This window comes from Methylobacterium sp. J-030 (genome assembly GCF_022829545.1).
Lineage (GTDB): Bacteria > Pseudomonadota > Alphaproteobacteria > Rhizobiales > Beijerinckiaceae > Methylobacterium.
On record NZ_JAKSYM010000124.1, the window covers coordinates 1 to 11229 of the forward strand.

The 11229-nt window shown below is 70.5% G+C and carries 8 protein-coding genes; 6 read left to right on the plus strand and 2 right to left on the minus strand.

The genetic code is table 11. The features are described 5' to 3' along the window. Window positions 1-479 precede the first annotated feature (479 nt). Complete coding sequence (locus MKK75_RS06925) at window positions 480-2162, plus strand: acyl-CoA dehydrogenase family protein (RefSeq protein ID WP_244041875.1); 1683 nt, start codon at window positions 480-482, stop codon at window positions 2160-2162. A gap of 321 nt (window positions 2163-2483) precedes the next feature. Here MKK75_RS06925 and MKK75_RS06930 read toward each other — a convergent pair whose 3' ends face one another. Together MKK75_RS06930 and MKK75_RS06935 are read right to left on the minus strand one after the other, a co-directional pair. After that, the gene (locus tag MKK75_RS06930; protein WP_244041876.1) at window positions 2484-2660 is read right to left on the minus strand and encodes a hypothetical protein; all 177 of its coding nucleotides are present in this window, start codon (window positions 2658-2660) and stop codon (window positions 2484-2486) included. A 96-nt stretch (window positions 2661-2756) separates the two neighbouring features. Then, window positions 2757-4025 carry a glycosyltransferase family 4 protein gene (locus tag MKK75_RS06935; RefSeq protein ID WP_244041877.1) on the minus strand — a complete coding sequence of 423 codons (1269 nt, stop codon included), beginning with the start codon at window positions 4023-4025 and terminating at the stop codon, window positions 2757-2759. A 112-nt stretch (window positions 4026-4137) separates the two neighbouring features. Between MKK75_RS06935 and MKK75_RS06940 the strand changes: the two genes are divergently transcribed. The 5 genes from MKK75_RS06940 to MKK75_RS06960 all read left to right on the plus strand — a co-directional run bounded on the left by MKK75_RS06940 (window position 4138) and on the right by MKK75_RS06960 (window position 10896). Beyond that, on the plus strand, window positions 4138-5424 hold the full coding sequence (locus MKK75_RS06940) for a glycosyltransferase (protein ID WP_244041878.1): 1287 nt from the start codon (window positions 4138-4140) through the stop codon (window positions 5422-5424). 302 nt (window positions 5425-5726) lie between these two features. Then, window positions 5727-6080 carry a phasin gene (locus tag MKK75_RS06945; protein WP_244041879.1) on the plus strand — a complete coding sequence of 118 codons (354 nt, stop codon included), beginning with the start codon at window positions 5727-5729 and terminating at the stop codon, window positions 6078-6080. A gap of 302 nt (window positions 6081-6382) precedes the next feature. Continuing rightward, entirely contained in the window at window positions 6383-6913 is a 531-nt protein-coding gene (locus MKK75_RS06950) for a hypothetical protein (RefSeq protein WP_244041880.1), read from the plus strand. Between the two features lie 123 nt (window positions 6914-7036). Then, window positions 7037-8296 carry an N-acetylmuramoyl-L-alanine amidase gene (locus MKK75_RS06955; protein WP_244041881.1) on the plus strand — a complete coding sequence of 420 codons (1260 nt, stop codon included), beginning with the start codon at window positions 7037-7039 and terminating at the stop codon, window positions 8294-8296. 167 nt (window positions 8297-8463) lie between these two features. Then, window positions 8464-10896 (plus strand): penicillin-binding protein 1A, encoded by a 2433-nt coding sequence (locus MKK75_RS06960; RefSeq protein ID WP_244041882.1) that lies wholly within the window; start codon window positions 8464-8466, stop codon window positions 10894-10896. Window positions 10897-11229 lie beyond the last annotated feature (333 nt).

Sequence of the window (11229 nt, forward strand, 5' to 3'; positions counted from 1 at the left end):
GTGCTCTGCGCGACTTCCGGTTTTCTGTGCGAAGACGGCGCCTATGTGAGGACGTCCTGCGAGCAGAAGCAGTGAGGTCGTATGCGAACCGGGCCGTGTCTCTACCTCCCCCCTCTGTGGGGGAGGGTAACGCCCGAAGGAGGTCGGGAGAGGGGAACCCAGCTTCTGTATTGGTCGCCGCCTCCATGAAGACCTAAGCCCTCTCCTCCACCGGCGGTCCCCTCTCCCGACCCCTGCTGACGCAGTGGCCACCCTCCCCCGCAGAGGGGGGAGGGAAACGCGCGGGTCTGGCAGATGTCGTTACCTGAGAACGGAAGCCGGAATCCGGATGTGATCCGGCATTCCAAGTCGAGCGGATGTCTGCCGCGTCCCCGGCCTTCAACTTCAGTTCAAGACGGGCCAAACGAAATCTGCTTCGGCTTGCGCCCCGGACAGGTTAAAAGACACGATCCAATAAAACGCCAGGCGAGCCAAAAGCCATGTCCGCATCCCCCGCCATCCAGACCGAGCCGCAGGACCTCGTGTCCCTGACCAAGAGCGCCGGCGAGAGCGCCAAGGCGCTGGCCGCCGAGGCCACGCGCCGGGTCCGTACGCGGATCCTCGGGACGGACGGGCGGATCGACGCGGCCAAGCTCGAAGGCCAGCAGCACGCCGCCCACGGGCTCGCGTGGCTCGCCACCTACGCGGAGGCGGTGGCCGAGCTCGGCGGCTACGCTGAGCGCCTGCAGGCCGAGGGCCGGTTCGGCGAGACCGAGGCGCTCCTCGTCCGGATCGGCGCCGGCGAGTATCTCGACCAGCTCTTCTCCGGCATCCCGATGAGCCAGGGCGAGATGGTCCGCCTCACCGGGTCGCTAGGCCTCACCGCCAAGGAGGTGGCACAATACCGCACGGAGGCGGTCGAGACCCTGATCGCCGAGGGCAACACGCCGGAGAACCGCGCCGCCCTGGTCGCCCAGATGCGCGACGGCAGCGGCTCGGCGACCGTCGGCGCCTCGGGCCTCGACGAGGACATGGAGGCGATCCGCTCCGAGATGCGCCGCTTCGGCAAGGCCGAGGTGGTCGATCAGGCGCACGAATGGCACCTGCAGAACGCCTACATCCCGATGGAGATCGTCACCAAGATGGCCGAACTCGGCGTCTTCGGGCTGACGATCCCCGAGGAATACGGCGGCATGGGCCTGCCCAAGACCGCCATGTGCGTGGTCTCGGAGGAGCTGTCGCGCGCCTATATCGGCGTCGGCTCGCTTGGCACCCGTTCGGAGATCGCCGCCGAGCTGATCCTGTGCGGCGGCACCGAGGAGCAGAAGCAGCGCTTCCTGCCGAAGATCGCCTCGGGCGACATCCTGCCGACCGCCGTCTTCACCGAGCCGAACACGGGCTCCGACCTCGCCAGCCTGCGCACCAAGGCCGTCAAGGACGGCGACACCTGGAAGATCACGGGCAACAAGACCTGGATCACCCACCCGGTCCGCGCCGACATCATGACCGTGCTGGTCCGGACCAAGCCGGAGGAGAAGGGCCACAGGGGCCTCTCCATGCTGATCGCCGAGAAGCCCCGCGGCACCGATGAGGAGCCCTTCCCGGTCCAGGGCCTGTCGGGCGGCGAGATCGAGGTGCTCGGCTACCGGGGCATGAAGGAATACGAGTTGGCCTTCGAGGGGTTCGAGGTCCCGGCCGCCAACCTCCTCGGCGAGGTCGAGGGCAAGGGTTTCGCCCAGCTGATGCAGACCTTCGAGTCGGCCCGGATCCAGACGGCGGCGCGCGCCATCGGTGTCGCCCAGTCGGCCCTCGATGTCGGCCTGCGCTACGCCGAGGAGCGGGTGCAGTTCGGCAAGGCGCTGGTCAGCTTCCCGCGGGTGGCCGACAAGCTCGCCATGATGGCGGTGGAGATCAACATCGCCCGCCAGCTCACCTACTTCTCGGCCCGCGAGAAGGATGCCGGCAAGCGCTGCGATCTAGAGGCCGGGATGGCCAAGCTGCTCGGCGCCCGCGTCGCCTGGGCGGCGGCCGACAACGCCCTGCAGATCCACGGCGGCAACGGCTTCGCGCTGGAATACAAGGTCAGCCGGATCCTGTGCGACGCCCGGATCCTGTCGATCTTCGAGGGCGCGGCCGAGATCCAGGCCCAGGTGATCGCCCGCCGGCTGCTCGAAGCCGCGTGAGCGACCGGGCGGCTTGGCCGCCCGACGCCTCGTCGAAGGGCTGAAGCCGGACGGTTTCAAGGCGTTCCGGTGTCTCGTCAGAGGCGCTACCCTTTTCCCGGGCGCATGGAGCGCCAGCGGAGTGCGACCCGGGATCCAGCACACAACATCGCGAAGCGTCGATCTGGATTAACCTGTGCCGCTGGCGCGGCGCTCTTCGTGCTGGATCCCGGATCAGGTTCCGCTGACGCTTCACCTGTCCGGGAAAGGGCGCGCCAAGCGCTCAGCTAAACCCTTAAGGGGCTGAGCCTTGAGCAGTTCAGAAGCTCGGTCGTCCCGGTCCTACTTGGTGATCTTCACCGAGACCGGGTCGCTCGACGGAAAAGTCTCCTCCAGGGCGTCGTCCAGGCGCTCGCTGAGCTTCTCCTGCTTGTTGTCGGGGTGCTTGTCGTCGCCCGGCTTGGCGCTGCCCTGCTGGAAGCCCGGCTTGGTTGCGTTCTGCTTCTGCTCGTCGGCCATGTCGCTCGCTCGTCCGTGACGGGGCACGCAAGGGTGCCGATGGGCATCAACGCGGGCGGCGGCGGGTGTTTCCGATCTTTCGGGGAAGGCGCGGCATCAGGCCGTCGCAGCCGGCCGCTCGGCCGCCGGGGCGGCGACCGGCCCGCGGGCATCGGCCCCGCGCATCACGGTCTCGTAAACGCGCCCCAGGCGGTCGAGATGGGCGTCGAGGCTGAGCGGCGCCGCCCAGTAGCGGTCGTAGGCGGCCCGGCCCATCCGGGCGGCGAGGCCGTCGTCGGTGAGGCTGCGCAGGTGCGCGGCCAGCGCCTCCGGATCGCCGGAGTGGAACCAGAATCCGGTCGCGCCGTCGATCACCGCCTCCCGGCCCGCGCAGGCGTCGCTCACGATCACCGGCGCGCCGCAGGCCAGCGCCTCGTAGACGGTCAGCGGCTGCCCCTCGTACCAGACGCTTGGGAACACCAGTGCCCGGGCCTGCCGCATCAGATCCTGCACGGCGTCCGCCGCGCGCCAGCCGAGCATGACGGCCTCCGGGTAGCGCGCCGCAAGGTCGGCCCGCTCCGGGCCGTCGCCCACGAACACCGCCCGCACCCCTGCCCGCCGGGCCGCCTCGGCGAAGATCGGCGCCCCCTTCTCGGTGGAGATCCGCCCGACGAACAGGAAATCGCCCGGCGGCCCGTCCCGCAGCGGCGCCTGCGCGACCGCGATCGGGTTGTCGACCCGGTGGAACGCGGTTCCCTGGGGCATCAACGGCCGCACGACCCGCTCCTGCAGGTCGCTGATCGTGATGACGTGCGAGAACAGCTCCGGCAGCCGGGCCACCTGCGCGAGCCCGACATGGCGGACCATCCGGGCAACCTTGCGCGGGTAGCTGCGCGCATCGCAATTCGCCACGATGCAGGAGGCCGACATCGGCGTGCGGTGGCAGATCTTCTGCTCCGGATAGGCGTAGAAGCCGCCGGTCGGGCAGACCAGGAAGAACTCGTGCATCGTGTAGAGGCAGGGCAGGCCCGATTCCCGCAAAGCCATGCCGATCGAGGGCGAGAGCGCCTTGGCGAAGGCGTGGACGTGGACCACGGTGTCGCGCGGATCGCAGGCGGCGAGTTCCCGGGCGAGCGCGCGGCGCGCCGCGCCGTTCCAGATCGCCTGCGCGGCGAAGGCCAGCTTGCTGCGCGCCGTGGTGACGTCGTCCTGCTCCAGGCAGACGACCCGGATGCCGGCGGGTTCGAGGCGCGGATCCACGGGCCCGACGGCGGCGAACAGGCTCACCCGGACCCCGCGGGCCGCGAGGCCCAGGGCGGATTCGATCGCCACCTTGGCCTGGCCGCCGTTGATCGAGGCGTGGTCTGCGACAAGGACGACGTGCACGGTCGTGTTTCCGGGGCTCGGATCTGGGCCGAACACCTGTAACCGCTCGCGGTTGATCCCCCGTAAACCGGTCTTCGCCATCATCCCGGCAGCAGAGGCCGGGGCTTTCTCCATGCACGTCGTAATCCTGGCCGAGTTCGCGTCCGCGAGCGGCGGCGCCGAGAAGGTCGCGCTCGAATCGGCCCGGGGGCTCGCGGAGGCCGGCGTCTCGGTTACCTACCTCCAGGCGATCCCGGGCGATCCCGATCCCCTGCTCGCGCATGACAGCATCCGGCGGGTCGTGCTCGGCCTGCCGGACATCTGGTCGCTCGGCGGGGCCAGGGCGGCGGCGGCCGGGATCTGGCACGCGGCGGCTTCGCGTAAGCTCGCGGCGGCGCTCGCCGCGCTGCCGGTGCGGCCGGACTGCATCCACCTGCATCAATGGACCCGCACCCTGTCGCCGGCGGTCTTCCCGGTCCTGTCGGGCGCGGGCGTGCCGCTCATCGTGACCCTGCACGACTACGCCCTCGCCTGCCCGAACGGCGTCTATTACCGCTTCGACCGGGCGGAGCCCTGCGGGCTGACGCCGCTATCGGCCGCCTGCATCGCGGCGCCCTGCGACGCGCGCAGCCGCGCCCACAAGCTGGTGCGCGTCGCCCGGACCGTCGCCCTGCGGCAGGCGGTGCGGGGGCGGCCGCTCCACGTGGTCCATGTCTGCGACGCCAGCCGGCGGCGGATGGGCGACCTTCTCGACGGCTACGCCGTCACCCACCACCGGATCGACAACCCGGTCCGGGTCGCGGAGGGACCGGCAGCCACCCCTGAGCGCGGCGACGCGATCGCCTATGTCGGGCGCCTGACCCGGGAGAAGGGCGCCGATCTGGTGGCCGCGGCCGCCCGCGCGGCGGGCCTGCCCGCCCTGTTCATCGGTGCCGGCCCCCTGGAGGCGGAGCTGCGTGCCCGGGACGGCGTGGAGGTGATCGGCTGGCAGAGCCCCGAGGCGGTCTGGGACATCCTGCGCCGCCGCGCCCGGGCGCTGGCCGCACCGTCGCGCTGGTACGAGACCGGGCCGCTCACCGTCTACGAGGCGCTGGCGGCCGGGATCCCGGTGGTGGCCTCAGACCGCTCCGGGGCCGCCGAGAAGGTCCGGCACGGGCAGACCGGCTTCGTGGTCGCGCCGGAGGTCGGGCCCCTGGCCGCGGCCTTCACGGCCCTGCGGGACGAGACCTGTGCCCGGAGCCTCGGTGCGCGGGCCTACGCCGAGGCCCGGACCGCCCCGATGACCCTCGCGACGCACGCGGCCGCGCTCCGGATTCTGTACGGCGGGCTCGGGGCGAACGCCTCTGGTGCGATGCAACATCGCCCCCTGGGCCGGCAGGCCGCGGCAGCTCTCGAACAGCCCGACCGGTCGGGTATATAAAGGATACGTGACCGGTTCCAGCCCTCTGGACAACGGGATGATTTCTTGTCAATCGACTCCCCGAGCGAATCAGCAGTCCAGTCCGCCCTATAAACGGCGAAGCTTGGTTGCGTGTCTGATCTATCGCTGCCGGGTCGGCGCGAGGACTTTCCGAGATCCTGAATCCGGAATTTTATCGATGCAGACCGGGGCCGGACCGGCCGCCTAATATGCACTTGACTTCTTGTTGCAGTGCAACATATACGGACGCGTCACGGCGGACGCAGCCGGCGTCCCGCTCCACAATCCCACTGGAGACATCGATGCAGACCCCGAATTTCGAGATGCCGACCGAGATGCGCGACTTCGCCGAGAAGAGCGTCGACCAGGCGCGCAACGCCGTCGGCACCATGATGGCCAACGCCGTCAAGGTCGCCGAGCAGGCCCAGGCCTCGGGCCAGACCTTCCAGTCGGCCGTCAGCGCGGCGATCGCCAAGGGGTTTGATCACGCCCAGGCCAATGCCAACGCGACCTTCGACTTCGCGCAGAAGCTCGCGCGCACCAAGGACCTGCGCGAGGCCTTCGAGGTGCAGTCCGAGTTCGTCCGCAGCCAGTTCGCCGCCCTCCAGGCCCAGGCCAAGGATTACGGCGCCCTGGCCCAGAACGCCGCCCGCTAAGGGCCGGCGCACCCCCGGTCCGCTCGGATCGGGGGCCTCTCGGCGATCCGGGCGGCCGTTTCGGACCGGCCGGGTTTCCGATTCGACGCCCGAGCGTCACGGGCTCGACCCCGATCAGGGCCGGCCGGTCGCGGACCGCCACCCCCGCGGGTCGGACGAAGCGGACAGGAGGAGATCGCGCGATGGGGAAACCGCGTCGGCCGAGAGCGGGTCGTTCCAACTGGCAGCCGAAACCGCCCCTGGATGCGGAGATGCCCGCTCCGATCGCGTCGGTGTCCGAATCATCGGTGTCCGAATCGTCGGTGCCTGAGCCGTCGCTGTCCCAGTCGGCCACGGATGCGTCGGCCGTGGCCGAGGCGGCTCCGTCGCCCGCCGCGTTCGCGGATGCCGAGCCGGCGGCACAGGCCGCTCCGGCCGAACTCCAAGGCGCGCCCGAAGCCGCGCCCGAAGCCGCGCTACCGGACAGCAACGCCCACGCCGTGCTTCCCCGTGAGGCGGACCCTGCGGCTCCGGAGCGGGAGTTCGACGAAGGCCCCGCGCCGGATCTCGTCCCCGCCCCGGTGGCGCCGCGCGCCGCCGGTGCCTCGGCGCCGAACCGAATCGTGTTCGCGCCCGACCGCATCGACGCGATCGAGATCGGCTCGACCATCGCCCGCTACGTGCAGGGCGAGGGCGAGGCCGCCCTGGCGCATTTCCGCGCCCTCTCGGATGTCCGGACGCCGGCCGATCTGATCCGCCTGCAGGTCGGCGAGGTCCAGCGCGCCGCCGATGCCTCCCTGACCTGCTGGGTCACGGTGATGGGCAAGGCGAGCCGCGCCGTCGCGTTCCGCTGACGCGGCCCCAGATTTGTCGCATCCCGGGCGCAGGGCTCCGGGATCAAACCGGCCCCGGCAACCTACCGTTAACCATGACGGTCCCATGCCTGAACGGAGGGTGCGGGAGACGATACCGGACCAATGCCGAACTGCGCGCGCCTGATCCGTTCCGCCTGTCTGAGCCTCGCCGTCGCGCTGTTTCCCGCGCTGGCGGGGGCACCGGTCGCGGCGCAGAACGGCGACAAGCCCGCCATCGCCATCGGGGCCGATCTCGCCAGCCAGGGCGGCGCCACGCGCCTGACCCTGACCCTGTCCCGGGCCGTGGAGGCCCGCGGCTTCGTGATGGAGCGGCCCGACCGGGCGGTGATCGACCTGCCCGAGGTCAATTTCCAGCTCGAATCCGGCACCGGCAGCCGCCGGGACGGCCTCGTGCAATCCTTCCGCTACGGCCTGTTCGCCCCCGGGCGCTCGCGCATCGTGATCGACCTCGCCGCGCCCGCCACAGTGGGGAAGATCGAGACCACGACGCGGCCCCGGGACGGCGCCGTGCTGCTCACCATCCCGCTCCAGCGCGCCGACCGCGAGGCGTTCCGCAAGGCCGCCGCCGCGGCCGATCCCGCCCCCGCGCAGGCCCGGGCCGCCGCGCCCGAGACCGCCGACCAGCGCCCGCTGATCATGGTCGATGCCGGCCATGGCGGCACCGATCCCGGCGCCATCGCGGTGGGGGGCGTGTTCGAGAAGGACATCGTGTTCGGCTTCGCCCAGGCGCTCGTCGAGAAGCTCGAGGCGGGGGGCCGCTACCGGGTCCGGATGACCCGGGACCGGGACGTGTTCGTGCCGCTGGCCGACCGCGTGCGCCTCGCCCGGGAGGCCAAGGCCGACCTGTTCGTGTCGATCCACGCGGATTCGATCTCGGCGGCCCCGCAGGTGCGCGGCGCCACGATCTACACCAATTCCGAGAAGGCGACCGACCTCGAATCCGCCAAGCTCGCCGAGCGCGAGAACCGGGCCGATGCGGCCGCGGGCGTCGACGCCGCCGAGGCGCCCCCGGACATCGCCGACATCCTGCAGGAGCTGACCCTGCGGGAGACCCGCGGCTTCTCCTCCGGCTTCGCCCGGACCCTGATGGGCCAGCTCAGCCCCGTGATGGAGATGAGTTCCAAGCCCCACCGCGAGGCGCGCTTCGTGGTGCTGCGCTCCCCCGACGTGCCGAGCGTGCTGGTGGAACTCGGCTATCTGTCGAGCAAGCACGACCTGGAGATGCTGCAATCGCCGGAGTGGCGCGCTGGCGTCACCGGGTCCATGGCCAAGGCGATCGATCTGTTCTTTACCAATCGCGCCACCCTGAACCGGCCGGCTTCGACGCGTCGCGCGGCCGCGATCGCCCCAGTTTTACCATAGAGTAAGTGTCGATACGGGCCGTCCGAACGCCCGCTCGCAGCCGTCGCACCGGCATTCCGAGGGGGCCACACGGGACCATCCGGGGGCCGACCGTACCGTGAGCGGACGCACGCGCCGGGTGAGCCGATTCCGGCATGCGGCCGGGCCAGCGACGAGCGGAACACCGGATGCGTCTGATCCTTCGTTTCTTCGGGATCCTGTTCAGCGCCGCTGCGGTGCTGTTCGTGGTCGGCGCTGCGGTGGGCGGCTACTTCTACTGGAAGTACAGCCAGGACCTGCCCGACCACGCGGCGCTCGCCAATTACGAGCCGCCGGTGATGACCCGCATCCACGCCGCCGACGGCTCTCTGCTCGCCGAATACGCCCGCGAGCGCCGGCTCTATCTGCCGATCCAGGCGATGCCGAAGATCGTGGTCGCGGCCTTCCTGTCGGCCGAGGACAAGAACTTCTACAAGCATGGCGGCATCGACCCCGAGGGGATCGTGCGCGCCTTCCTGACCAACGCCAAGTCGGGCAAGCGCCAGGGCGCCTCGACCATCACCCAGCAGGTCGCCAAGAATTTCCTGCTGTCGTCCGAGCAGACCTATGATCGCAAGATCAAGGAGGCGCTGCTGGCGCTCCGGATCGAGGCCGCCTACTCCAAGGACAAGATCCTGGAACTCTACCTCAACGAGATCTTTTTGGGGACGATCGTCCCGGGCCGCAACCTGCACGGCGTCGCGGCCGCCGCGCTGGATTACTTCGGAAAATCGGTCCACGAGCTGACCATCAACGAGGCGGCCTACCTCGCCGCCCTGCCGAAGGGGCCGAACAACTACCACCCCTACCGCAAGACCCAGGCGGCGTTGGACCGCCGCAACGAGATCATCCGCCTGATGGCGGAGAACGGCTACATCACCAAGGACGAGGCGGACGCCGCCAAGAAGATGCCGCTCGGCGTCAACCCGCGCGTCGCCTTCCCGAACGCCGCCAACGCCAACTACTTCACCGAGGAGGTCCGCCGCGAGATCTCCGAGCGCTACGGCGAGAAGAAGCTCTACGAGGGCGGCCTCTCGGTGCGCGCCACCCTCGATCCGAAGATGCAGGGCTGGGCCCGCAAGGCGCTGGTCGACGGCCTCGTGCGCTACGATCAGGCCCATGGCTGGCGCGGGCCCGTCACCAAGGTCGACCTGACCGGGCGCGACTGGGGGATGGCGGCAGCCGAGGTTCCGGCGCTCGGCGACGTGGCGCCCTGGCGGCTCGCCGTGGTGCTGGGCAACGGCGCCGGCGGCGTGCAGGTCGGCCTCCAGCCCAAGCGCGAGGCCTCGGGCCAGGTGGGCAAGGACCGCGAGACCGGCGTGATCACCCCGGACGGGATGCGCTGGGCCGGCCGCCCGAACCTGCAGCCCGGCGACATGGTGTATGTCGAGGCGATCGAGGGCGGGAAGGGCCAGTTCCGGCTCCGGCAGAAGCCCGAGGTCTCCGGCGCCATCGTGGCCATGGACCCGAATACGGGCCGCGTCCACGCCATGGTGGGCGGGTTCTCGTACGACGAATCCGAGTTCAACCGCGCCACCCAGGCGATGCGCCAGCCCGGCTCGTCGTTCAAGCCGATCGTCTACTCGGCGGCGCTCGACAACGGCTACACCCCCGCCTCGATCATCCAGGACACGCCGATCACCATCGAGGCCGGCCCCGGCCAGGAGGCCTGGACGCCCTCGAACTACGACGGCAAGTCCGGCGGCCCGCACACCCTGCGCTACGGCATCGAGCACTCGAAGAACCTGATGACGGTCCGGCTCGCCAAGGATGTCGGCATGCCGCTCATCGCCGAGTACGCCCGCCGGTTCGGCGTCTACGACGACCTGTTGCCGGTGCTGCCGATGTCGCTGGGCGCCGGCGAGACCACGGTGATGCGCATGGTCACCGCCTACTCGATGCTGGCCAATGGCGGGCGGCGCATCCGGCCGACCCTGATCGACCGGATCCAGGACCGCACCGGCGAGACGATCTACCGGCACGACAACCGCAAATGCATCGGCTGCGACGCCGAGAAGTGGTCGGGCCAGGACGAGCCGAAGCTGGTGGACGATAGCGAGCAGGTGCTCGACCCGCTCACCGCCTACCAGATGGTCTCGATCATGGAGGGCGTGGTCCAGCGCGGCACCGCGACCCTGCTGAAGCAGATCGGCAAGCCGCTCGCCGGCAAGACCGGCACCACCAACGACGCCAAGGACGCGTGGTTCGTAGGCTTCTCGCCGGATCTGGCGGTGGGCATCTACATGGGCTTCGACAAGCCGCGCTCGCTGGGCGACCGGGCCACCGGCGGCGGGCTCGCGGCGCCGATCGCCCTGGAATTCCTGAAGACGGCCCTCAAGGACAAGCCGCCGACCCCGTTCCGCGTGCCCCCGGGGATCAAGCTGATCCGCATCAACCTCGCCAGCGGCACCCGCGCCGGTTCGAGCGAGGGGGCGGGGACGATCCTGGAGGCGTTCAAGCCCGGCACCGCGCCGCCGGATTCCTACGTCGCCCCGTCCGGCGGCAGCCAGGCGCCGGCCCCCGCGGCGGCGGCCGTGCCGGCGGATCCCGACCGGGCCGCGCAGGCGGGCGGGCTGTACTGAGGCGGTTGGGCTTCTGCCGCAGGAAGCGCGTAGGATCCGCGCCCTCCCTCCCCCCTTTGCGGGGGAGGGTGGCCCCCGAAGGGGGTCGGGAGAGGGGAGCGACGGTGCAGGTTTGAGCTCTGTCCCTCATGAAGGTCGCGCCCCTTTCTGAACCCGGGTTCCCCTCTCCCGACCCCTGCTGACGCAGGGGCCACCCTCCCCCGCAGAGGGGGGAGGGAGGGCGCATAGGGCTTCTGGACCGCCTCATCGAGCGACCGGACCACAATCCCGAACCCGATGTGTGAATCCGCTAGCCCGCAGAGGGGGGAGGGTGCGCGCAGATCCCTGTCCCAC

Bases quoted from the DNA above. Each gene is read 5' to 3' on its own strand.
- MKK75_RS06925 (WP_244041875.1), top strand. From the start codon at position 480: ATGTCCGCATCCCCCGCCATCCAGACCGAGCCGCAGGACCTCGTGTCC.
- MKK75_RS06930 (WP_244041876.1), bottom strand. From the start codon at position 2,660: ATGGCCGACGAGCAGAAGCAGAACGCAACCAAGCCGGGCTTCCAGCAG.
- MKK75_RS06940 (WP_244041878.1), top strand. From the start codon at position 4,138: ATGCACGTCGTAATCCTGGCCGAGTTCGCGTCCGCGAGCGGCGGCGCC.
- MKK75_RS06945 (WP_244041879.1), top strand. From the start codon at position 5,727: ATGCAGACCCCGAATTTCGAGATGCCGACCGAGATGCGCGACTTCGCC.
- MKK75_RS06955 (WP_244041881.1), top strand. From the start codon at position 7,037: ATGCCGAACTGCGCGCGCCTGATCCGTTCCGCCTGTCTGAGCCTCGCC.
- MKK75_RS06960 (WP_244041882.1), top strand. From the start codon at position 8,464: ATGCGTCTGATCCTTCGTTTCTTCGGGATCCTGTTCAGCGCCGCTGCG.